Annotated in this window: 22 protein-coding genes and 2 tRNA genes; 18 read left to right on the top strand and 6 right to left on the bottom strand. The window is 61.5% G+C overall.

Annotation, left to right across the window (positions count from 1 at the left end):
- Nucleotides 1-60: 60 nt before the first annotated feature.
- The 3 genes from ACTJJW_RS12355 to ACTJJW_RS12345 are packed head-to-tail and all read left to right on the top strand — an operon-like array spanning nt 61 to nt 3,499.
- The gene (locus ACTJJW_RS12355; protein WP_462645074.1) at nt 61-1,728 is read left to right on the top strand and encodes a circularly permuted type 2 ATP-grasp protein; all 1,668 of its coding nucleotides are present in this window, start codon (nt 61-63) and stop codon (nt 1,726-1,728) included.
- Nucleotides 1,722-2,654, top strand: coding sequence for an alpha-E domain-containing protein (locus ACTJJW_RS12350; protein ID WP_462645071.1), 933 nt, complete (start codon nt 1,722-1,724; stop codon nt 2,652-2,654). The genes ACTJJW_RS12355 and ACTJJW_RS12350 overlap by 7 nt, the downstream gene beginning before the upstream one ends.
- Nucleotides 2,651-3,499, top strand: a complete 849-nt coding sequence (locus ACTJJW_RS12345; protein ID WP_462645070.1) for a transglutaminase family protein — start codon at nt 2,651-2,653, stop codon at nt 3,497-3,499. Before ACTJJW_RS12350 ends, ACTJJW_RS12345 begins: the two co-directional genes overlap by 4 nt.
- On the opposite strand, the gene ACTJJW_RS12340 is transcribed toward ACTJJW_RS12345, so the two are convergent.
- Both ACTJJW_RS12340 and ACTJJW_RS12335 read right to left on the bottom strand, forming a co-directional pair.
- Nucleotides 3,496-4,833 carry an MFS transporter gene (locus ACTJJW_RS12340; protein WP_462645068.1) on the bottom strand — a complete coding sequence of 446 codons (1,338 nt, stop codon included), beginning with the start codon at nt 4,831-4,833 and terminating at the stop codon, nt 3,496-3,498. The two genes, ACTJJW_RS12345 and ACTJJW_RS12340, sit on opposite strands and share 4 nt — an antisense overlap.
- On the bottom strand, nt 4,830-5,246 hold the full coding sequence (locus ACTJJW_RS12335; RefSeq protein WP_462645066.1) for a MarR family winged helix-turn-helix transcriptional regulator: 417 nt from the start codon (nt 5,244-5,246) through the stop codon (nt 4,830-4,832). Before ACTJJW_RS12335 ends, ACTJJW_RS12340 begins: the two co-directional genes overlap by 4 nt.
- A 111-nt stretch (nt 5,247-5,357) precedes the next feature.
- Here ACTJJW_RS12335 and ACTJJW_RS12330 point away from each other — a divergent pair, with 111 nt between their 5' ends.
- From ACTJJW_RS12330 to ACTJJW_RS12310, 5 genes are read left to right on the top strand one after another with little or no spacing between them, the layout of a single operon-like run.
- Nucleotides 5,358-6,254 (top strand): alpha/beta hydrolase, encoded by an 897-nt coding sequence (locus tag ACTJJW_RS12330; protein WP_462645064.1) that lies wholly within the window; start codon nt 5,358-5,360, stop codon nt 6,252-6,254.
- A complete protein-coding gene (locus ACTJJW_RS12325) occupies nt 6,254-6,715 on the top strand; it encodes an HIT family protein (RefSeq protein ID WP_462645062.1) in 462 nt (153 codons plus the stop codon). The genes ACTJJW_RS12330 and ACTJJW_RS12325 overlap by 1 nt, the downstream gene beginning before the upstream one ends.
- A gap of 33 nt (nt 6,716-6,748) precedes the next feature.
- Nucleotides 6,749-7,798 (top strand): lipoate--protein ligase family protein, encoded by a 1,050-nt coding sequence (locus ACTJJW_RS12320; RefSeq protein WP_462645112.1) that lies wholly within the window; start codon nt 6,749-6,751, stop codon nt 7,796-7,798.
- On the top strand, nt 7,777-8,835 hold the full coding sequence (locus tag ACTJJW_RS12315; protein WP_462645060.1) for a FecCD family ABC transporter permease: 1,059 nt from the start codon (nt 7,777-7,779) through the stop codon (nt 8,833-8,835). Before ACTJJW_RS12320 ends, ACTJJW_RS12315 begins: the two co-directional genes overlap by 22 nt.
- Nucleotides 8,832-9,587, top strand: coding sequence for a heme ABC transporter ATP-binding protein (locus ACTJJW_RS12310; protein ID WP_462645058.1), 756 nt, complete (start codon nt 8,832-8,834; stop codon nt 9,585-9,587). Before ACTJJW_RS12315 ends, ACTJJW_RS12310 begins: the two co-directional genes overlap by 4 nt.
- A 31-nt stretch (nt 9,588-9,618) precedes the next feature.
- Here the strand turns inward: ACTJJW_RS12310 and ACTJJW_RS12305 are convergent, their stop codons facing one another.
- Nucleotides 9,619-9,903 carry a GNAT family N-acetyltransferase gene (locus ACTJJW_RS12305; protein WP_462645056.1) on the bottom strand — a complete coding sequence of 95 codons (285 nt, stop codon included), beginning with the start codon at nt 9,901-9,903 and terminating at the stop codon, nt 9,619-9,621.
- 76 nt (nt 9,904-9,979) lie between these two features.
- Here ACTJJW_RS12305 and ACTJJW_RS12300 point away from each other — a divergent pair, with 76 nt between their 5' ends.
- Nucleotides 9,980-10,792: a M15 family metallopeptidase gene (locus ACTJJW_RS12300; protein ID WP_462645055.1), complete on the top strand. Its 813-nt coding sequence runs from the start codon at nt 9,980-9,982 to the stop codon at nt 10,790-10,792.
- A gap of 24 nt (nt 10,793-10,816) precedes the next feature.
- Entirely contained in the window at nt 10,817-11,785 is a 969-nt protein-coding gene (pheA, locus tag ACTJJW_RS12295; protein ID WP_462645053.1) for a prephenate dehydratase, read from the top strand.
- Here pheA and ACTJJW_RS12290 read toward each other — a convergent pair.
- Entirely contained in the window at nt 11,769-12,797 is a 1,029-nt protein-coding gene (locus ACTJJW_RS12290; RefSeq protein WP_462645051.1) for a diacylglycerol/lipid kinase family protein, read from the bottom strand. The genes pheA and ACTJJW_RS12290 overlap by 17 nt on opposite strands.
- 37 nt (nt 12,798-12,834) lie before the next feature.
- Here ACTJJW_RS12290 and serS point away from each other — a divergent pair, with 37 nt between their 5' ends.
- Entirely contained in the window at nt 12,835-14,100 is a 1,266-nt protein-coding gene (gene serS, locus ACTJJW_RS12285) for a serine--tRNA ligase (protein WP_462645049.1), read from the top strand.
- Nucleotides 14,097-14,930 (top strand): HAD family hydrolase, encoded by an 834-nt coding sequence (locus ACTJJW_RS12280; RefSeq protein ID WP_462645047.1) that lies wholly within the window; start codon nt 14,097-14,099, stop codon nt 14,928-14,930. The genes serS and ACTJJW_RS12280 overlap by 4 nt, the downstream gene beginning before the upstream one ends.
- A gap of 12 nt (nt 14,931-14,942) precedes the next feature.
- On the opposite strand, the gene ACTJJW_RS12275 is transcribed toward ACTJJW_RS12280, so the two are convergent.
- Complete coding sequence (locus ACTJJW_RS12275; protein ID WP_462645045.1) at nt 14,943-16,262, bottom strand: aminotransferase class III-fold pyridoxal phosphate-dependent enzyme; 1,320 nt, start codon at nt 16,260-16,262, stop codon at nt 14,943-14,945.
- Nucleotides 16,263-16,395: 133 nt separating this feature from the next.
- On the opposite strand from ACTJJW_RS12275, the gene ACTJJW_RS12270 reads away from it, so the two are divergent.
- From ACTJJW_RS12270 to ACTJJW_RS12245, 6 genes are all read left to right on the top strand, one after another.
- Nucleotides 16,396-17,982 (top strand): PucR family transcriptional regulator, encoded by a 1,587-nt coding sequence (locus ACTJJW_RS12270; protein WP_462645043.1) that lies wholly within the window; start codon nt 16,396-16,398, stop codon nt 17,980-17,982.
- A gap of 97 nt (nt 17,983-18,079) precedes the next feature.
- Nucleotides 18,080-18,164 (top strand) — tRNA-Ser (locus ACTJJW_RS12265).
- 45 nt (nt 18,165-18,209) lie between these two features.
- Nucleotides 18,210-19,505: an LCP family protein gene (locus tag ACTJJW_RS12260; protein WP_462645041.1), complete on the top strand. Its 1,296-nt coding sequence runs from the start codon at nt 18,210-18,212 to the stop codon at nt 19,503-19,505.
- Between the two features lie 64 nt (nt 19,506-19,569).
- A tRNA-Ser gene (locus ACTJJW_RS12255) sits at nt 19,570-19,658 on the top strand.
- Between the two features lie 108 nt (nt 19,659-19,766).
- Entirely contained in the window at nt 19,767-20,306 is a 540-nt protein-coding gene (locus ACTJJW_RS12250; RefSeq protein ID WP_462645039.1) for a YaeQ family protein, read from the top strand.
- A gap of 64 nt (nt 20,307-20,370) precedes the next feature.
- Complete coding sequence (locus ACTJJW_RS12245; RefSeq protein WP_462645037.1) at nt 20,371-20,901, top strand: redoxin domain-containing protein; 531 nt, start codon at nt 20,371-20,373, stop codon at nt 20,899-20,901.
- A gap of 52 nt (nt 20,902-20,953) precedes the next feature.
- Here the strand turns inward: ACTJJW_RS12245 and ACTJJW_RS12240 are convergent, their stop codons facing one another.
- Nucleotides 20,954-21,316: a hypothetical protein gene (locus ACTJJW_RS12240; RefSeq protein ID WP_462645035.1), complete on the bottom strand. Its 363-nt coding sequence runs from the start codon at nt 21,314-21,316 to the stop codon at nt 20,954-20,956.
- Nucleotides 21,317-21,386 lie beyond the last annotated feature (70 nt).

Below are 21,386 nucleotides of genomic sequence, written 5' to 3'. Positions count from 1 at the left end.
GATCTGCAGTAATCGACCCGCTCCCGAGCGGAAATCGCCTCAGGCGCATATTGTCTGTACATGGCAGATTTGTTTGACGGATACACATCAAGCGCCTCGAAACGCACCGGACCAGCGGCGTGGGATGAGATGTTCTCTGCTGATAGCGAGATACGTCGCCCTTATCGGGAGATCCACGACGCACTCGCTCAGATGACTCAGGAAGAGTTGCGTGGGCGCACTGAAGCGCTGGCAGATAGCTATCTCGCTCAGGGCGTCACCTTCGACTTTGCGGGCGAAGAGAGACCTTTCCCGCTAGACCCGGTTCCTCGGGTGATCGACCTCTCTCAATGGAAACAGGTCGAGTCGGGAGTCAAGCAGCGAGTGCGTGCGCTTGAAGCTTTTCTTGCCGATATTTATGGGCCGCAGAACGCCATCAAAGATGGTGTGATTCCGGCTCGGATGATCACCTCATCCAGTCACTTCCATCGTCAGGCTGCCGGCATCGAGCCGGCGAACGGTGTGCGCATTCAGGTCAGTGGTATCGACCTGATCCGCGATGAAGTCGGCGCGTGGCGAGTTCTTGAAGACAACGTGCGTGTGCCCAGCGGTGTGAGCTATGTGATCTCGAACCGTCGAGTGATGGCCCAGACTCTGCCCGAGCTGTTCGTCTCAATGCGCGTTCGTCCCGTTGGCGACTACCCGCACAAGCTGCTGCAGGCGCTGCGTGATAGTGCGCCGAGCGGCATCGACGAACCAACCGTTGTTGTGCTCACTCCCGGTGTGTACAACTCCGCCTACTTCGAGCACACGCTGCTCGCCCGCCTCATGGGCGTCGAGTTGGTCGAAGGTCGTGACCTCTTCTGTTCTGGCGGTCGCGTCTGGATGCGCACCACAGCGGGCCCCACCCGTGTCGACGTGATCTACCGCCGTGTTGACGACGAGTTCCTCGACCCGCTGCAGTTCCGTGCAGACTCCATGCTCGGTAGTCCAGGCATGATGCTTGCGGCACGACTCGGCAACGTGACGATCGCCAACGCGGTCGGCAACGGTGTCGCTGACGACAAACTCGTCTACACCTACCTTCCCGACCTCACCGAGTACTACCTAGGCGAGAAGCCGATCATCCCTAATGTGGACACGTGGCGACTCGAAGATCCGGGAGCCCTCGAAGAGGTTCTCGATCGACTCGACGAGTTGGTGGTGAAACCGGTTGACGGATCAGGCGGTAAGGGTCTCGTCATTGGCCCGGCGGCATCCAAGGATGAGTTGGCAACGCTGAAGACTCAGTTGCGCAAAGACCCTCGAGGGTGGATCGCGCAGCCGGTCGTGCAGCTCTCGACCATTCCCACGGTTGTTGACGACGGCATGCGCCCGCGTCACGCCGACCTTCGCCCCTTTGCCGTCAACGATGGCAATGATGTGTGGGTGCTGCCCGGCGGCCTCACCCGTGTGGCTTTGCCCGAGGGGCAACTTGTCGTCAATAGTTCGCAGGGTGGCGGCTCGAAAGATACCTGGGTTGTTGGTCGCGAGAAGCTCGAGGGGGTAGCGAGCAGCGTGCAGGGACTCGTCGAAGGGCAAGCCGACACGGAAGCAATTACCGTGATCACCCCTGAGATGTTGCTCGAAGCGGGCGCACATGACGATCACGCAGAGGATCACGATAGCAATCGTGGGCTCAGCCAGAGACAGCGTCAAGAAGAACAGCAACAGCAGAGTGCCGACATCGAGGGAGGTCAATCATGCTGAGCCGCATCGCAGAATCGCTGTTCTGGATTGGGCGCTACATTGAGCGTGCCGACGGAACGGCCCGCATCCTCGACGTGCACCTCCAGCTGCTGCTCGAAGATCCGTGGATCGAAGAAGATGACGCCTGCCGCGCACTCTTGAGTGTGATGGGAAGCGAAGCTCCTGCGGATGCCGTACTCACCCGCGGTGATGTGCTCTCGATCCTGGCCGTCGACCGGTCCGAGCCGGCATCAATCGCCTACTCGCTGGGCGCAGCTCGCGAAAACGCTCGTCGGGCACGCGAGATCGTCTCAACCGAACTGTGGGAGTGCCTCAACACGACACGAGCACGGATGCCGCGCCGCATCTCAGAAGACAAAGTCGCCGACTTCTTCTCCTGGGTTCGCGAACGCAGCGCACTTGCCGTTGGCATCATCGAGTCGGCTACGAGCCGCGATGAGGCGTGGCAATTCTTTACGCTCGGTCGTAGCCTTGAGCGCGCAGACATGACCGCGCGCCTGCTGGCTACTCGCAGCCTCACCGAAGCGAGTGGCCCATCGTGGACCACGATTCTTCGCTCCTGTGGCGCCTACGAGCCCTACCTGCGCACCTACCGTGGTGTGCCGAGCGCGAGCAACGCGGCAGAGTTCCTGCTGCTTGATCGCCTGTTCCCGCGCAGCATCCTGTTCTCGGTCTCGCGGGCAGAGGATTGCATGCGCGAACTTGAGCCTCGCCGCATGAACCGGGTGGGAGTTGCCGATGACGCGCAACGACTGCTTGGCAAGATTCGCAGTGAGCTGGAGTATCGGCCGATTACCGAAATTTTGGATGACCTGCCCCACCACATGGACCGTGTGCAGGCAGCGACGAGTGCGGCTTCGGAGGCAGTGCGTCAGCGTTATTTCCCGACAAATGCCGCTCCCGAGTGGGTAGGAGAGATCTCATGAAGCGTCTCAGGATCGTTCACTCCACTGGTTTCAGCTACGGCGGCGAGGTTACGGCGTCGTATAACGAGGCTCGGATGCTGCCTGCAAGCGTCGAGGGTCAGCTCGTGTTGTTCTCTAATTTGGAGATCTTGCCGCTGTCGAGCCAGAGCAACTATGTCGACTATTGGGGTTCGCGAGTTGCCTCGTTCGAGGTGCTCACCGGCCACAAAGAGTTGTCGCTCACGGCAACGAGCCTCGTCGAGGTGCACGAGCGCGAACACGAATCTGAGGGTATGAGCTGGGATGAGCTTGCGGCAACGGCTGAGCTGTCGATGGATGCTGTCGAGAATCTCAGTCAGACGCATCGCACCGAACCTCCGGCTGAGGTTGTGGCGCTCGCACAAGACATCGCATCCAAGTCGGACGATGCGTGCGAGAGTGCGCTCCAGATTTCGATGGCCATTGGTAATGCGATCGAGTACATGAGTGGCGTTACTGGCGTGCACTCCACTGCCGGCGAATCCTGGGCTGGTGGCAAGGGTGTCTGTCAAGACATCGCGCATCTCGCCCTGGGCGCACTGCGCTCGGCAGGTATCCCGGCACGATACGTTTCGGGATATTTGCACCCCAAGCCGGATGCCGCGATTGGCGAAACCGTTGTCGGTGAGTCACACGCGTGGATCGAATGGTTCTGCAACGGGCAGTGGCGTGGCTACGACCCCACGAACCTGATCGACATTGGTGACCGGCACGTTCTGGTTGGTCGCGGCCGCGACTATAACGACGTTCCGCCGCTGCGTGGTGTCTACGCTGGCCCGTTCGGTTCGAAGCTATTCGTGAGTGTGGAGATTACTCGCGAAGCTTAGCTAATGCGCCGGGTAGTGGTTTCGACGATCGCGATCTCTTGGGTCGCGAGCTCGCGCTCTTCATCGGGCGTGGGCTCGGGTGGGAAGCGCAGGCGCAAGCGGAAGCGACTTTCATGAACACGACCGATGCGCATCCCGCGACTGTAGACCAGCCAGGCGATGGCGATCGCTGCCGAGAGCAGGCCCGAGAGAGCTCCGATGCTGAGCGCCCAGCGTGCACCAAGTTCGTTGGCTGCCCAGCCGACAATGGGGGCGCCGATGGGGGTTCCGCCGGCGAAGATCGCTAGGTAGAGCGCCATTACTCGACCACGCATGATGGGTGTTGTTGAGGTCTGCACGTAGGCGTTGGCGGTCGTCATCATGGTGAGTGAGGAGACGCCGACGATCGTCAGCGCGGCTCCGAATGTCCAGTAGCTGGGGGCAAGGGCGGCAAGGAGGCAGGCGACGCCGAAGAACGCTGACCCAATCACGACGACGCCGATCTTGGCGTTCTCGCGTCTGGCCGCCATGAGCGAACCGACGATTGCGCCGACGGCCATCATCGACGAGAGGAGCCCGAATTCGGCTGCGCCCTTGCCGAACTCAGCAGTAGCCATCGTCGAGATGAAGACGGGGAAGTTGAACCCGAAGGTTCCCACCAGAAACACCATGACGAGCACGATCAGGATGTCTGGCCTGTTGCGAACGTAGCGCAACCCATCCCGAATCTGGCCCTTCGCGCGCCCCAGTTTCGTCACGGGGTACAGCTGCGAGCGACGGATGAACCACAGCGACGCCAGCACGCCGGCAAACGAGGCTGCATTCACGAGGAACACGGGGCCCGACCCGATCACCGCGACGAGCACACCGGCGATCGCCGGGCCGACGAGGCGCGCGCTCTGGAAGGACATTGAGTTGAGCGCAACCGCGTTAGGGAGATCCTTATCGCTGACGAGCTCGGAAACGAAGGCCTGTCGTGCTGGGGCATCGATCGCGGTGGCAATGCCGAGCAGGAGAGCGAAAACGTAGACGTGCCACAGCTGCGCTTGACCGGAGATAACGAGGATGCCGAGGCCCAACGCGAGCACGAGCTGGCTGAACTGGGTCCACAACAGCACAATTCGGCGGTCAAAACGGTCGGCGATGATTCCGGCGACGGGCATGAGCAACAGCAGCGGGCCGAACTGCAACGCCATAGTGAACCCGAGAGCGGCGGCATCGTGATCGGTTAGCTCGGTGAGCACGATCCAGTCTTGGGCAGTGCGCTGCATCCATGCCCCGGTGTTGGAGACGATCGCGCCAAGAGTCCAGAGCCTGTAGTTGAAGATGCGCAGCGAGCGAAACATTGCGCTCACGAATTGGCCAGTTTCATCAGCACGGGGATGGCCGCCTGGAGGGCATCCTGTTCAGCAGGATCAAGGATCGAGAGTTCAGCGGCGAACCAGGCAGCGCGGCGTTCGCGGGTTTTGGCGACCAGATCGGCACCGGCGGCGGTGACAGTGATGTCTAACTTGCGCCCGTCGTCGGGGGAACTCGAGCGCATGATGAGCGCCTCGTCGACGAGGCAATTGACCGTGCGGTTCATCGAGGGAGGAGTGACGTGTTCGTGCTCGGCGAGTGCAGCCAACGTGCTGGCACCGTGGTTGGTGAGCACGTAGAGCACCGAGAGCTGGCTGTCGCTCAACGTGTCATCGTGACGCTGTTGGCGAATGCGACGAGCGATTCGCATGAGAGCGATTCTGAGTTCGTCATCTAGTTTGTCTGGCACTTTCGTTAGTCTAGCAAATTAGTCTTGCTAACTAAATATCTGATTCTGTCCAGCCGCGATTCGGCGCAGAGGCACGCCCCCGCCGTACTATGGAGAAAGCAAGGAGGCCCAATGCCCAAGTTCACGGTGCCACGAACTGACCACTCCTACACGGATGCCCACGGGGTGACGATCCACTACTACGTGTGGCAGTCGCCCCACGCCCACGCAGTGCTCCAGCTCACTCACGGCCTCGGCGATCACGCGCTCCGCTACGAGTATGTCGCTCAGGCGCTCGCTGCTGCCGGCTACACTGTCTACGCCGACGACCATCGCGGCCACGGTGCAACAGGTCTTGAGCAATACGATGGCGACTCCAGCAAATTGGGCAAGCTCGGCAAGGGCGGACTGCGGGCCGCAACCGAGAACATCCGCGAACTCACCGCGATCATTCGCGCTGACAACCCCGACCTGCCCGTTGCCCTCCTGGGCCACTCGTGGGGCTCGCTCATGGTGCAAGACGTGCTCAATAACCACGCAGACGAATATGAGGTCGCGATCCTCACCGGAACCGCGCACCGCACCTTCGCTCACATGAACCGCGGCAACCTCAATGCCAACCACAAAGACCTCGGCACCACAGGCTATGAATGGCTGAGCCGTGATCCCCAGATCGCCGAAGACTTCGTCAACGATCCGCTGACCTTCTACGCGGATGCCCTCAAGCTCTTCGGCCCCATCGACGGCATGCGTCTACTCGGCCGCCCCACCAAGCACATCAAGCGCGACATCCCGCTGCTGATCATGATCGGCGAGGAGGACTCGCTCGGCGGAGAGACGAGCCTTGAGTGGCTCGCGGCCGACTATGCCACGCGCTCCAAACTCACCGACATGGAAGCAATCGTTTACCCCGGTGCCCGTCACGAGATCTTCAACGAGACCAACAAAGACGAAGTGATCACAGACCTGATCGCATGGCTGGACGTGCGGCTCAAGGCTGCACCGCACAAGGCCGCTCCGCATAAATAATGGCGTCAATTTTCACCGAGATTCTGAACGGTCGCTCGCCTGGGCGCTTCGTATGGGCGGATGACCGTGTCTTTGCCATACTCACGATCGAGCCCCGCAAGCCCGGCCATGTGCTCGTGATTCCGCGCAGTGAGGTTGATCGGTGGAGTGAGCTTGATGAAGAACTCGCGATGCACATCTTTCGAGTTGGTCGCCTGATCGGGTTGGCTCAGCGCGAGGAATGGAACGCTGACCGCGTTGGCCTGATGTTTGAGGGCTACCGGGTGCCACACGCGCACCTGCACGTATGGCCCTCGTGGAATGTGTATGAGTTCAGCCACACGGGCATCAACCGATTCCCGGGAACCGAGGCTCTCGATGAGGCGTTTATGCGGCTGCGTCGCCGGATGATCGACCACGGTCATGGCGAGTTTGTTCCCCCGCTCGACTGGTCGATACCGTCGGCGGATGCCGCGCATTAGGCTTGATTCAGCACAACTAGACAGGGGTGAGTGATGCACGGCGAATTCAAAGTGCCCGGCGGAAAACTCGTAGTGGTCGATCTCGATGTCGTTGACGACACCATCACCGATTTCCGGCTTGCTGGGGACTTCTTTCTTGAGCCGGATGAGGCTCTCGGCGCCATCAACGGCGCTATCAACGGACTCCCCGTCAACTCTGACGCGAAGTCCATCACGACCGCGATTCAGCAGGCGCTGCCCGAGGGCACAGTGATGCTCGGCTTCTCGGCAGAATCTGTGGCCACGGCCATCCGTCGTGCCCTGCAGCGTGCCACGAGTTGGAAAGACTATGACTGGCAGATTGTGACGGGCCCGCCGCTGGAGCCTCGCGTGCAGATGGCGATGGATCAGGTGCTCGCCGAAGAGGTTGCTGCGGGTCGCCGCAAGCCCACTTTGCGCATTTGGGAGTGGGATCGGCCCGCCGTCGTCATTGGCAGCTTTCAGTCAGTGCGCAACGAGGTCGATCTCGACAATGCAAAGAAGTTCGGCTTCGAAGTGGTGCGTCGCATTTCGGGCGGTGGCGCCATGTTTATGGAAGCAGGCACCGTCATCACCTACTCGATCTACGCACCCGTTGAGCTCGTGCACGGCATGACCTTTGCGGACTCCTACGCTTTCCTCGACGAGTGGGTGATCATCGCTCTCAAGGCGCTCGGCATTGATGCGAGCTACCAGCCACTTAACGACATTGCGAGCCCGACCGGCAAGATCGGTGGCGCCGCCCAGAAACGCCTCGGCGCTGGCTCGGTGCTGCACCACGTCACCATGAGCTACGACATTGATGGCGAAAAGATGGTGCAGGTGCTGCGCATCGGTCGCGAGAAAATGAGCGACAAGGGCACCAAGTCGGCAGCGAAGCGCGTTGACCCGTTGCGTAGCCAGACCGGTATGGAACTCTCGGAAATCTTGGATCGCATGGTAGCCACTTTCCGCGGGCTCTACGGCCTCACCGAGAGCGAAATCACGAGCGATGAGCTTGCTCGCGCCGAAGAACTTGTTGCCGAAAAGTTCGGTACCGAAGAATGGCTGCAGCGCGTTCCGTGAACCCCACCCTTCGCGGCCTGACACTCACGCTCACCCTTGCCGCGCTCCTCTTGGGCGGCATTGTGGCATCGGCCGTGCTCGGGCAACTACCGGTAAGCCCCGCTGAAGTTGGTGGGTCGCTGCTGCGTGCTCTCGGCATCCAGAACGACTGGGCTCCCACGGACTCGATCGTGGAATCCACGCTCTGGGTAGTGCGCTTCCCACGCATAGCGATGGCCCTAGTGGTTGGCGCCGCACTCGCCGTCGCTGGCGCCGTGATGCAGGCCATTTTTGGGAACCCGCTGGCTGAACCTGGGGTTGTCGGGGTGTCATCCGGGGCCGCATTTGGTGCAGCGACCGCCATTGTTGTTGGTGTCGCCGCACTAGGGGACGGTGCGATCGCGCTCTTCGCGTTTGTGGGTGGGCTGCTCGCCACCCTGCTCGTCTACTTTGTGTCGCGAGCCAATGGCCGCACCGAAGTCGTAACCCTGCTGCTAACGGGTATCGCCGTCAACGCGTTCGCCGGAGCTGGTCTCGCCTTTCTGTTGTTCGTTGCCGACTCGGGCAGCCGCGAGCAGATCGTGTTCTGGCAACTTGGTTCGCTCAACGGGTCGCGGTGGAGTGAAGTGCTCATCGTCGCCCTCGTAACCGCAATCGGGCTCGCCGCTGCGGTCGTGCTCGCGCGCCCCTTCGACCTGCTTGCGCTGGGGGAGCGCAACGCCCGCCACCTTGGCGTGAACGTCGAACGGCTCCGCATCGTGTCTATCGTGATCGTTGCGTTACTCACTGGCGCCGCGGTCGCCTTTGTCGGCATCATCGCCTTCGTCGGTCTCGTTATCCCGCACGCAATGCGAATGGTCATCGGGCCAGCCCATCGTCAGCTCATTGTTGCGAGTGCCGCCGGTGGTGCCGTGCTGCTCGTGCTCTCCGACTTACTTGCCCGCTCGGTGGTTGCCGGTGGCGACCTACCGATCGGCCTCCTTACCTCACTCATTGGTGGGCCATTCTTCTTCTACCTTCTGTTCCGTCAGCGCAAACGCAGCGGAGGTTGGGCATGATCAGTGCACGCAACGTGAGCGTTTGCCTCGACTCCCGCGCCATCCTCGACGACATGAGCCTCGATGTTCAGCCCGGCGAGATCCTTGCGCTCGTCGGGCCCAACGGCGCCGGAAAGTCGACCCTGCTCTCGGTCTTGAGCGGCGACCGCAAGCCAGACAGCGGCACCGTGACCATTGATGGTCGGGATGTTGGCGGCATCCGCCATGCTGAGCTCGCCAGAGTGCGGTCGGTACTCACTCAGGAGAACAGCGTGAGTTTTCCGTTCCGAGTCTCCGAGGTCGTGGCGATGGGTCGCAGCCCTTGGGCGCGATCTGTGGAAAGCCGCGATGATGTTGCCGTCGTGAATGCAGCACTTGAGGCGACGGATGTTGCCCACCTGGGTGCGCGTCGCTACACGACACTGTCGGGTGGCGAAAAGGCGCGAGTCTCCCTCGCGCGCGTGTTTGCCCAGCACACCCCGGTTGTGTTTCTCGATGAACCCACCGCCGCGCTCGATCTGCGGCATCAAGAAGATGTGATGCGGGTTGCGCAAGCGATGGCCGCAGACGGCGGAGCTGTTGTGGTGGTGCTCCACGATTTGAGCTTGGCCGGAGCGTACTCCGACCGGCTCGCGCTCATCGCACACGGCAAGCTCGACGCAATCGGGACACCGAGCGAAGTACTCACGGCCGAGCGCATAGAACGGGTTTACGGGCTGCCGGTCGACCTGCACGACGTGGCCGGGCATCCGGTAGTCGTGCCTCGCCGCTGAGGCGGCAGTCCCAAATGCGCCCGCGATCGAATCAGCGGTTGAGCAGGTCGCGGTATTCGGGGTTTTCAGTGATGAAGCCGCCGATGAACTCGCACTCGGCGACAACTCGGGCTTCGCTTTCGGCGCGCACTAGGTTGAGGGCACCGCGAGCGAGTTCGCCGCCGCGACCCTGATCACGGAACGTGGGGTCAATTTCGGTGTGCACGAACACGATTTCGTCGTCACGGAGTTGGTAGTCCGCAACGCCTGCCTGAACGCCATCAACGAGCAACTCATAGCGGTGCATTGCGGGGTCGTGGATTACTTCGCTAGCCATGTATCAAGCCTACTCCCGCTGTCAGCGCCCGACCGCTAGCCGAGAGTGCGTCGCATCATGCGAATAGTATCGATATGTGTCTGATCCTCTTCCCCCTGTTTCTGGCGGATCGAACCGCCGAGTGCTCATTGCCGCGATTGCGATCGTGGCAGTTGTTGCACTAGCCGTCGTGGTGGCTTTTATTGCGCTCACTCCCGCGCCCGTTCCGGTCGCGACGACGAGATCCACACCGAATCCCACTCCCACCCCCACACCAACACCAACACCAACACCGACCCCCACATTCGACAGGGCGAAGTTCTCGAACGATGACGCGAGCAGCCTCTGGGTTGTCGCGAACAAGCAGCGCCCACTCAGCCCGGTTAAGTACGAACCCCAGCTCGTCTTTGTCGACGTGCCCTACGTTTACGAGCCCTACCTGACTCCGGATGCCGCTGCCGCGGTTGTCGAAATGTTTGCGGCGTTCACCGCCGAAACGGGTCTGCACATGCAGTCCCAGAGTTCCTATCGCAGCTACAGCTCTCAAGAGAGCGTGTATGCGGGCTGGGTTTCGAGTCTCGGGCAGCAGGCAGCAGATCTCACGAGTGCGCGCCCCGGCCACAGCGAGCATCAGACCGGGCTATCAATTGATGTGAGCGCTCGGCCGGCGAACTGCACTCTCGAACAGTGCTTCGGTGACACCCCTCAGGGTCAGTGGTTGGCTGCCAATGGTTGGAAGTACGGCTTCACGGTGCGGTACCCGCTCGGCAAAACCGAGGTCACGGGTTACCAGTACGAGCCGTGGCACATGCGGTTTGTCGGCACGGAGCTTGCTGCCGAATTGCAGAGCACGGGCATCCACACTCTTGAAGAGTTCTTTGGACTGCCTGCCGCACCGACCTACGGATAGCCGCTGGCACCCTAAACTCGTGTCATGACTTCGACGCCCAGCCCCGACTCAGCGAGCTACAGCTACTTGGGGCCCGCCGGAACGTTTACGGAGGCTGCGCTGAAGCAGGTTCCGGACGCGGCCGGGGCGCACTGGAAGAGTGTCAACAATGTGGGCGAAGCGCTAGACGATGTGACGAGTGGTCGCAGCATTGCCGCGATGATCGCGATCGAGAACTCGGTCGAGGGCGGCGTGAGTGCGACGCAGGATGCACTGACCACCGTGCCAAACCTCCGCATTATTGGCGAGTACCTGGTGCCAGTGAACTTCGTGCTGGTAACCCGGCCGGGCATGGCGCTTGCCGACGTGAAGGTCGTGAACGCGCATCCGGTGGCCTACGCCCAAACGCGACGCTGGCTCGACGCGAATCTGCCGAGCCACGGCCACCTACCAGCCAGCTCGAACGTCGCTGCAGCAGCAACCCTCCTCGATACCGAGCTGGCGGATGCCGCAGTTGCCCCGCCCGGCATCACCGAGCACTACGACCTAGAAGTTGTGGCATCAGAGATTGGCAACAACCAGAACGCGGTCACCCGCTTTGTTCTCGTGAGTTCGCGAACTGAGCTGCCTGAGCCGACCGGCGCAGATAAGACGAGCATCATCGTGGAACTTCCCGATGATGCTCCTGGTCGGCTGCTGGAGATGCTCGAGCAGTTCGCCACTCGCGGCGTCAACATGAGTCTGATCGAGTCGCGCCCGATCGGTGATTCACTCGGACGATACCGTTTCGTGATTGATCTTGAGGGTCACATCCTCGACGAACGCGTCGCCGATGCACTGCTGGGGCTCAAGCGTTTTAGCCCTAACGTGATCTTCCTGGGCAGCTACCCGCGCGCTGACAAGCTCGCGACGACCGTGACGCCTCGCTACGGCAACGACGTATTTGTTGAGGCGCGCGACTGGTTGCGGGCCATCACTACAAACGAACCGTCGACGACTACGAACGAGTCTTAGCCGCCCTCGGGCGGGTCCTCGGTGTCTTCGAGTGAGGCTTCGGAACCCGAACAATAAGCGAGCCGGGGTCAGCCCAGGCGTGCACTGATTTGGCGAGACCGAATTCGTCACCGTCGAGCTGAAACTCTTCAGGGGTGTCGACGATCATCTTGAGGTCGCTGCCCTTGGCGTATCGAACATCGCGCACGTCTTTCGAGAGGTCGATGATGCGGCGGCCCATGACGCTCTTACGCAGCACGCCGTTCTCCCACGCGATCTTGTTCCAGATGTTCAGCCAGCCAAAACGGCCGCGTGGCACCAAGGCGGCCATGTCGAGGATGCCATCATCGGGTTTCGCTTCTGGCATCAGCAGCAGACCACCGGGCAGCGATCCGCAGTTGCCGATGATCACGGTGTGGGCGCTGAGCGATCGGTTGGGTCCGCCGTCTACGCTGTAGCGCAGTTTCACCGGTCGCAGCTCGGGGATCGAGCGCGCAATGCCGTCGACGTAGGCAAGCCAGCCCACTGCTTTCTTCAACTTTGTGCTCGTGTTCTTGATCATCTTGGCGTCGAGCCCGAGACCGGCCATCACCAAGAAGGCATGTTCTTCGTGGTCGTCATTGTCACGCACAATGTTGACCATGCCGAGGTCGAGCGTGCGGTCGACACCAGTGAACGCAATATCAACGCTGTCGCGGAGGTTGCCAGTGGGAAGGTCAAGGTTGCGGGCTAGGAGGTTGCCGGTGCCCGCCGGAACAACGGCCATCGCAACACCACTGCCACGCAGGGCCTCGGCCACAGCGCGCACTGTGCCATCGCCGCCTGCGGCCAGCACGACACTGGCACCGCGGCGGATCGCACTGCCAGTGGCAGCTTGCCCGGCATCCTCTTTGGTAGTGGAAAACCAGATGGGCGTTGCCCAGTCGGCCGCTTTCGCAGCAGCGTTCACGGTCTTCTTCAGCTTCGCAAGGTCGACCTTGATGGGGTTGTAAACAACCGCAGCTTTACGCTTCGAAAATCGAGAGGTGGGCACAGATAAACGCTACGCCATGAATCGGTAGGCTGTAGGAGTGATTGACCCCCAAATTCTCCGAGAAAACCCCGACGCTGTGCGCCAATCGCAACTCGCCCGCGGCGCATCCGTACAGTTGGTTGACGACGCTATTGCCGCCGACCAGAACCGCCGTGAGCGTATCGGCGAATTTGAGGCACTTCGGGCTAAGCAAAACAGTTTTGGCAAGAAGGTCGCTCAGGCGCCTCCCGCGGAGAAGAAGGTGCTCGTCGCCGAGGCGCAACAGCTTGCTGCCCGTGTGAAGGCCGCCCAGTTGGTGTCGACCGAAGCTGAGGCAGATTTCACTCGCATCGTTGGCGCGCTCGGCAACATCACGCTCGACGGAGTTCCCGTCGGTGGCGAGGATGACTGGGAGCTTGTGCGCGAGGTTGGCACGCCCGCAAAGTTCGACTTTGAACCGCGCGACCACGCCGACCTCGGCGAAATTCTCGGAGCCATCGATATCCCGCGCGGAGTGAAGGTGTCGGGCAGCCGTTTTTACTTCCTCAAGGGTGTTGGCGCGCGCCTCGAGCTGGGCCTCATGAACATGGCCCTCGACCGTGCGATCGCCGGCGGCTACATCCCCCTCATCACTCCCACCCTCGTGCGGCCTGAAATCATGGCCGGCACCGGGTTCCTCGGTGAACACTCCGACGAGGTGTACTACCTTCCCGCCGACGACCTCTACCTCACCGGTACGAGTGAAGTGGCGCTCGCCGGGTACCACTCCGACGAGATTCTTGACCTGTCGAAGGCCCCACTGCGCTACGCAGGGTGGTCGACCTGTTACCGCCGCGAAGCGGGTTCTGCTGGCAAAGACAACCGTGGCATCCTGCGCGTGCACCAGTTCAACAAGCTTGAGATGTTCAGCTACGTGCTGCCAGAGAATGCTCAAGAAGAGCATGAGCGTTTGCTCGCCTTCCAGGAGTCGATGCTCCAGGCGTGCGAGCTCAGCTACCGAGTGATCGACGTTGCTGGTGGTGATCTCGGGTCAAGCGCTGCCCGCAAGTACGACATTGAGGCGTGGGTTCCGACCCAGGGCGCCTACCGCGAACTGACCTCAACCTCGAACTGTACGACCTATCAGGCGCGCAGGCTCGCCACCCGCTACCGCACCGAGTCGGGCAAGACGGCACCTGTCGCTACCCTCAACGGAACCCTTGCGACCACCCGCTGGTTGGTCGCGATTCTCGAAACACACCAACAGCCCGACGGGTCGGTCGTGGTGCCACAAGCGCTGCGCCCGTACCTGGGCGGACTCGAAATATTGGAGCCAATCGCGTGACCAACGCAGCACACGATGACCGCTGGCTGATCGCACTCGACATTGACGGCACGGTGCTGCTTGAGTCGGGTGAAATGAACGACGCCGTGATTGCGGCGGTCGCGAAGGTTCGGGATGCCGGCCACGAAGTCATGTTGGCGACCGGTCGATCGGTTGCCATGACTCTGCCGATCTTGCGGAAGTTGGGGCTCAAGCCCGAGTACGTAGTGTGCTCAAATGGCGCGATCACTCTCAAGCGTGACCCGATGGGCGAGGGCGGTTACGCCCGCGAATTTGTTGAGATGTTCAACCCGGGCGAGGTCTTGAGAAGCATCAAGGAGCACCTCGGTTCGGCGAACTATGCGGTCGAAGATGCGACGGGCAAATTCTTTGTTTATGGCGAGTTTCCTGATGGTGCGCTCGGGGCGGTGAGCGAGAACGTTGCTTTTGAGCAACTAGTGAAGATCCAGGCCACTCGTGTCGTGGTCATTTCTCCGCAACATCAAGTGGACGACTTCCTCGCGGTTGTCGAAAAGATGGGCCTCCACAAGGTCAGCTACAACGTGGGCTGGACGGCCTGGCTCGACATTGCGCCCGATGGTGTCAACAAGTCGACGGCGCTCGAGAATGTGCGCTCACGTCTCGGCATCCCGCGCACGCGCGTGCTCGCAATGGGTGATGGCCGTAACGACATTGACATGCTCGAATGGGCTGCCCTGCGCGGTCGCGGTGTTGCCATGGGTCAGGCTCCGGATGATGTGCTCGCGGTAGCCAATCAGGTCACCGAAAGCGACATTGACGATGGCGCTGCGTTGGCACTCACGATGTTCTTGGATGCGCGTTCGGCCTAGCCCGAACGCCTTCTAAAGCTCGCTGAGCGCTTCGTCGTAGATGGCGAGTGCGCGCGCGACCTCTTCTGGCGTCACTACGGCCGGCGGCACAACGTGGATGCGGTTGTCGGCAATGAATGGCAGTAGTCCGCGCTTCACGAGCGCGCCCTTCACCTTCCCCATGTGTGCGGCGCTGAGTGGTTCGCGGGTGTCGTGGTCGGCGACAAGCTCCATTGCCCAGAACACTCCGCTTCCGCGTACTTCACCGATGGTGGAGTGCTTGGCTGCGAGGGCGGCAAGGCCGGGGGCGATGTGGTCGCGGCCAATCATGGCGGCATTCTCGACGATGCCCTCCTCTTCCATCGCGGTGATGGAGGCGACGATGGAGGCTGCGGCGAGCGGGTGGCCTGAGTAGGTGAGCCCACCGGGGAAGACGCGTTCGTCGAAGGTCGCTGCAATCTCGTCAGAGATGATCACGCCGCCGACGGGCACATAGCCAGAGTTAACACCCTTGGCGAAAGCGATGAGGTCGGGCTTGATGTCGAAGGCATCGAACGCGAACCAGTTTCCGGTGCGACCGAAGCCGCACATGACCTCATCCAGAATGATGAGGATGCCGTACTTGTCAGCGAGGGCGCGCACGCCAGCCAGGTAGCCGGGTGGCGGCATCAGAACGCCGGCGGTGCCGGGAATGGTCTCGAGCAGAATTGCGGCGATCGATTCAGAACCTTCAGCCTGAATGGTGCGCTCGAGGTGGTGCAGGGCACGCTCTGATTCTTGTTCGGGGGAGTCGGCCCAGAACTCGGAACGGTACTCATAGGGTCCGAATACGTGCACGTGAGCACGCGCATACTCGTTCGGGATCCGCCGCCAGTCGCCAGTGGCCACAATCGCCGATCCGGTGTTGCCGTGGTACGAGCGGTAGCGCGAGATGATCTTGTCTCGACCGGTGTGCAGGCGAGCCATGCGGATCGCGTTCTCGTTGGCATCCGCTCCACCGTTGGTGAAGAACACTTTGTTCATACCCTCGGGGGCGTGGTCGGTGATTTTGCGGGCTGCTTCGCCGCGAATGTGGATGGCGTGTGCCGGCGCGACGGTGGCCATGAGGTCGGCCTGTGCCTTGATGGCGGCGATCACTGCGGGATGCTGGTGCCCGATGTTGATGTTGACGAGTTGGCTTGAGAAGTCGAGATATTCGTTGCCCTCGTTGTCCCACACGGTGCTGCCGAGGCCGCCTTCAAGAACTAGCGGCTTCAGTGCGCCCTGCGCCGACCAGGAGTGAAACACGTGGGCGCGGTCGAGCGCGACGGTTTCTTCGTTGCTGTGATTGCTGGATGCGGGCGCAGAGTTCATGGGGCACCTTTCGATGGCGAGACTGATACTCCACTATCGCGCCCCAACGCACTGGTCGTCGTGACACTTTGTATAGCCCAATGGCGCATACTCGACATAAGGTGAGATGCCAGTTCGGAAGGGAAGAGCTCTGATGCTCCCAACAATTGCGTGGCTGCTCAGCAGGGAACAGCTGCGACTCAGTGTGGTGAGCGGCCATCGCGAGAGCGACCACGAAGGCGCGGGCGGGAGCGATAATCGCGGCGCGAGCGAGCATCCGCACCGTTCTGATCGCCTGGAAGCCCCCATCAGTTGGGTGCACAGTTCTGACCTCGACGACCCCACCCCGTTTCTCAGCAGCGGAAACGTGCTGCTCACCGATGGCGCACAGTTCGGTTTCGACGAGGCCGTTGAGCGCTACAACTACGACGCCTATGTTGGCCGGCTAGTTGATGCCGAGATCGTTGGCCTTGGCTTCGCGACTCGCTTTCTGCACCAGGGGATGCCGCCGGGTCTCGCCGCCGCCTGTGAGCGTGCGGGGCTCCCTCTTATTGATGTTCCCGACCGTGTTCCGTTCATTGCGGTCATTCGTGAGGTCGCCGACCAGATCGCGGCCGAACGTAGCCGCCGCATGGAGTGGTCGATTTCTGCCCACAAAGCGATCTCTCGTGCCGCCCTCAAGCCCACCGGTCTGCGGTCGACGCTGGTCGAGCTCGAACGTCAGCTTTCCTGCTGGGTCGGGCTGTTCGATGCCACAGGCGCTCCTCTTCTTGTTCCCTTGCAACAACCGTCGGCTGACAGATTCGCTGCACCGGTTCGGGATGAGGTGGCTCGGGCGTTGCGCAAGGGTCGCCGGTCATCCACGAGTCTCACACTCGATTCGGGGCAGGTGACTATTCAGACGTTCGGCCAGAGTGGGCAGTTGCGTGGCGCGCTGGCGTTGGGGCGTGGGGTTCTGCTTGACCGTGCCGAGAATGAGCTCGTCACGAGTGTGATCGCGTTGGCGACGCTGGCGCTGGAACAAAACCGTGAACTCGATACGACGCGCGGCCAGTTGCGGTCAGCCCTGCTTGAGCTGATGCTCGCGGGCAACGTGCCTGTTGCGCGGGCTACCGCTCACGACGTATGGGGAGCGCTGCCCACAGAACCCCTCAGCGTTGTCGCAATCGCTCGGCAAGTGCGCAGCCATTATGTGCTCGACGCCCTCGAGTCTTTGGCGCTCGATAGCGATGGCCGAATCTTTTTCGCTGAGCGCGACAACACGATCGTGGTCGTCGTCGGGCAGGGGAACGAGCTCCGGCAGATCGCACAACTTGTTGCCGCCCACGAGCTCGCGGCCGGCAGTGCCGCCGCCGCAGACTATTCCGGGCTCGGCGCAGCGCTGGGTCAGGCAACCCATGCGCTCCATGCTGGTGGTGGGCATCCAGGCCTCACCGACTTCGCTGACATTGCCGACACCGGGATGCTCGGAGTGCTGCATGCGGCAGGTGCCGAGCAAGTGGCACACCGAGTGCTCACTCCTCTCGTCACCTTCGATGTCGAGCATTCGACGGCTCTCGTGGATACCCTGCGCTCCTGGCTCGCGCACGAATGCTCGTGGGGTACGACAGCCGCGCAGCTGGGTGTTCACCGGCACACGGTGCGAGCTCGGGTTGACCAAGCTGCGGGCATCCTGAACCTCGATCTTGAAACATTTGAGGGCCGCCTTGAAGTGTGGGCAGCACTGCGGATGCTCGAGTAGGCTCACTCGCCCGCGTCACCCCTATTTCGAGCGTTATAGCCTGCCATTCAGCTAGGCCGTGCGGGCATCGGATACACTCTGAACTTGCGCTATGCAGGGAGGGCTGTCCGAGCGGCCGATGGAGCCAGTCTTGAAAACTGGTGGGCAGAAATGTCTCGTGGGTTCGAATCCCACGCCCTCCGCACTGCGTGTCATAGCTTGTATTAGGTGAATGAGAGGAGCCTGTGATGAGCGAACTACGTCCGCGATCAGAGTTGCGTTCGCGCTCTGTTGCTCGCACAGATTCCAAAGAAGCACCCCAAGTGCAAGGCTTGGCACGACACGGACGGCTGAAGAAGCCGAGCCCGTGGGGTTCGATCGCGAAGATCGTGGCCGCTTCCCTTGCCGTGTTGATGGTGAGCGGTGCCGCTGTAGGTGCCGTCGCGTTCGACAGCATTTACGGTCAGCGTGACACCGTTACTCTCGTGGGCGAGGCCGAGGGCGCTCCGCCCAAGATCGGCAGCTACGAGGGTGGATTCAACATTCTCATTGCCGGTAGCGACACCCGTGAAGGCCAGGGCGGCATCGGCGGAACAACTGAAGACGCGTCGGGTGAACTCAACGACGTCAACATGATTTTGCACGTGGCAGCCGACCGCCAGTCTGCGGTTGCGATCAGTTTCCCCCGCGACATGGTCATGGGCATCCCTGAGTGCCCCAGCGCCAACGGCGACAGCAACAAGTACTACTCAACTGAGGCGCTCAACACCGCGCTCTCATACGGTGGCCTTCCCTGTGTTGCTCTGACACTTTCTGAGTTCACCGGCCTCGACATTCAGTTCGCGGGCATCATCACCTTCGATGGCGTCATCCAGATGACGAACGCGATCGGCGGTGTGGATGTCTGCATCAACGGCCCGCTCATTGACCCGTACACCGGCATCGACCTTCCCGAAGCAGGCACCTACAACCTTTCGGGCTGGAAGGCTCTTGCCTTCTTGCGTTCACGTCACGGCGTCGGCGACGGTAGCGACCTGACGCGCATCAGCTCACAGCAGGTCTACCTCTCGTCGCTCGTGCGTACGCTGAAGAGTTCAGAGACCCTGAGCGACTACAAAAAGCTTTACAACCTTGCGGATGCTGCAATCGCCAACATGCAGCTGTCGAAGGGTCTTGCTGACATTCCGACCATGGTGTCAATCGCGCTCGCACTCAAGGACATCCCGCTGGATTCAATCCAGTTCGTGCAGTACCCAGGCACCACTGATGGCACCGGGGTTTACTACGGCAAGGTGCAGCCCAACCAGTACCTCGGCGAAAAGATGATGGCGCTGGTTGCAGCTGACCAGCCCTTCGTTCTGGCAGATGCCACCGACGGTCAAGGCGCAGAGCTGGACCCGAACGCTCCCGGAGCCCAGCCCGCCCCGGAAGCAACTGAGGGCTCGACCGCGACGGCGGCTCCCGTAGAAGGAGGCCTCGAAGTGCTCGACATCCGCGGACAGAACGCAGCAACGTACAGCTGCTCCGTCACCAACAACTACTAACCAGGTTAGGCTCGGCTCGGTTCGTCGTTCCGCTCATGAGCGGTTATGATTGCTGAGTACGTCTGGAGACGTCGCATAGTCCGGCCTAGTGCACCACCCTGCTAAGGTGGAGTACCCGTAAGGGTACCGAGAGTTCAAATCTCTCCGTCTCCGCTCTTCAAAGAAAACCCTGAAGAATCAAGGGTTTTCTTGCTCTAAGGCAGTGCTGGCGCGGATCCACGCGGTCTGGCGTATCTCCTCCACAGGCTAGGCTCGGGCGCTATGGCAACTGGCGCAACAATCCACACCTTCACCGTGCAACTGGCTGACGTGGATCGCGGCGTCTACGACGACTTCACGCTTCGGGTAGCACGTCACCCATCCGAAACCGACCTGTATATGGTGACGCGCCTGCTCGCGTACTGCCTCGAATACGAGGAGGGGATCGCATTCAGCGAAGGGATCTCGTCGACCGAGGAGCCTGCAGTGCTCGTGCGCGATCTCACCGGAACGATTACTGCCTGGATTGAGGTTGGCGCACCCGATGCTGCTCGCCTCCACTATGGCAGCAAGCTGGCCGACCGGGTGGCTATCTACACTCACCGCGACCCGGTGAAGGTTGCCGCCGCGTGGGCGGGCAAGAAGATTCACCAGTCAGACGCCATCGTCTTGCGCAGCTTCGACCCCGGATTTATCGATAGCGCTGTCGCCGCCCTTGAACGGCGCAATGCGGTCACGTTGTCTGTCACCGAGGGGCAGCTCTACCTTGATCTGAACGGTACGACGCTGAACTCGGCAGTGCACGATCACGGAGTCGAGTAGTCATTCTCTGGTAGTTGTCTGCTTCTCGGAATGATTCTCGACCCCGACTGCGTTGGCTATGAGCATGACTATCTTGCCGGGAACCACCGTGCCCTCGCTCTCCTTGCCGCTCGTGCAGGGAGGCACCACCGCTGACCTCGCGCTCGGAACCGGCGCCGACGGCCGCTTCACGCTCATCGTCTTCTACCGCGGTCTGCATTGCCCGGTCTGCCGCAAACAGCTGCGCGAGCTTGACGAGAACATTGATGAGCTGCGCGAGGCCGGCGTGGGTCGCATCGTGGCGGTCAGCATGGACACCCTCAAGCGCGCCACCATCTCATTCGACGACTGGGGAATCACCCGCCTCCCCATCGCCCACGGACTCACCGAAGAAGTCGCCCGCCAGTGGGGGCTCTTCATCTCTAGCGGATTCAAGAAGAGTGAACCCGAGCTCTTCAGCGAGCCCGGCATGTACATCCTCGACTCCGATGGCACCGTGTTCTGGAGCACCGTCTCCAGCATGCCCTTCGGTCGGATGCCCGTGAAGGCCATCATTCATGGCCTCGAGTACATCACCGAGAACGACTACCCTGCTCGCGGAACCATCGCGCCTTAGCGAGTTGCGCGTCCGCGCCCGCGCCCGCGGTCAGGGTGCTAGCGGCTAGACATTAGCGGCTAGCGGGCGTCCGCGGTCGATACAGCGCGACGACGGTGCCAATCACAGCGCCCAGAGCGATTACGACGACCAGTTCGGCCAGCGGTGAGATCGCCGGCGAAATGGTGGGACCGCGCATCCATCCCACCGCGGAAATCACGACCGCAGCCACGATGGTTAGCGTCAGCCCGACGCTAACGGTGAGTGCGGTAACTCGTGCCGTGAGGGGCTTTTCGGCGAGCATCCGGGTGACGACAGGGGCAGCGGCGACCGCGATCACGGGTGCCAGGTGGTACGTGGTCTCGGGGTTGATCCACGCCAACAGCGCCCACAAGGTGACAACGGCCGCACTGCTGAGCACACCAAAACGCAACATCTAACTCCCTCATCACACAGCCCATCCGGCTTCTCTCTTGAGCGTAGGCGCATCGATCGCGCCGGTTGGT

Source organism: Rhodoglobus galactosidasius (genome assembly GCF_054957775.1).
The sequence above is the reverse complement of the archived record's forward strand: the minus strand, read 5'-3'. Positions and strand labels throughout refer to the sequence as shown.

Bases quoted from the DNA above. Each gene is read 5' to 3' on its own strand.
- ACTJJW_RS12355 (WP_462645074.1), top strand. From the start codon at position 61: ATGGCAGATTTGTTTGACGGATACACATCAAGCGCCTCGAAACGCACC.
- ACTJJW_RS12350 (WP_462645071.1), top strand. From the start codon at position 1,722: ATGCTGAGCCGCATCGCAGAATCGCTGTTCTGGATTGGGCGCTACATT.
- ACTJJW_RS12345 (WP_462645070.1), top strand. From the start codon at position 2,651: ATGAAGCGTCTCAGGATCGTTCACTCCACTGGTTTCAGCTACGGCGGC.
- ACTJJW_RS12330 (WP_462645064.1), top strand. From the start codon at position 5,358: ATGCCCAAGTTCACGGTGCCACGAACTGACCACTCCTACACGGATGCC.
- ACTJJW_RS12325 (WP_462645062.1), top strand. From the start codon at position 6,254: ATGGCGTCAATTTTCACCGAGATTCTGAACGGTCGCTCGCCTGGGCGC.
- ACTJJW_RS12320 (WP_462645112.1), top strand. From the start codon at position 6,749: ATGCACGGCGAATTCAAAGTGCCCGGCGGAAAACTCGTAGTGGTCGAT.
- ACTJJW_RS12315 (WP_462645060.1), top strand. From the start codon at position 7,777: ATGGCTGCAGCGCGTTCCGTGAACCCCACCCTTCGCGGCCTGACACTC.
- ACTJJW_RS12310 (WP_462645058.1), top strand. From the start codon at position 8,832: ATGATCAGTGCACGCAACGTGAGCGTTTGCCTCGACTCCCGCGCCATC.
- ACTJJW_RS12305 (WP_462645056.1), bottom strand. From the start codon at position 9,903: ATGGCTAGCGAAGTAATCCACGACCCCGCAATGCACCGCTATGAGTTG.
- pheA (WP_462645053.1), top strand. From the start codon at position 10,817: ATGACTTCGACGCCCAGCCCCGACTCAGCGAGCTACAGCTACTTGGGG.
- ACTJJW_RS12275 (WP_462645045.1), bottom strand. From the start codon at position 16,262: ATGAACTCTGCGCCCGCATCCAGCAATCACAGCAACGAAGAAACCGTC.
- ACTJJW_RS12270 (WP_462645043.1), top strand. From the start codon at position 16,396: ATGCTCCCAACAATTGCGTGGCTGCTCAGCAGGGAACAGCTGCGACTC.
- ACTJJW_RS12260 (WP_462645041.1), top strand. From the start codon at position 18,210: ATGAGCGAACTACGTCCGCGATCAGAGTTGCGTTCGCGCTCTGTTGCT.
- ACTJJW_RS12250 (WP_462645039.1), top strand. From the start codon at position 19,767: ATGGCAACTGGCGCAACAATCCACACCTTCACCGTGCAACTGGCTGAC.
- ACTJJW_RS12245 (WP_462645037.1), top strand. From the start codon at position 20,371: ATGACTATCTTGCCGGGAACCACCGTGCCCTCGCTCTCCTTGCCGCTC.
- ACTJJW_RS12240 (WP_462645035.1), bottom strand. From the start codon at position 21,316: ATGTTGCGTTTTGGTGTGCTCAGCAGTGCGGCCGTTGTCACCTTGTGG.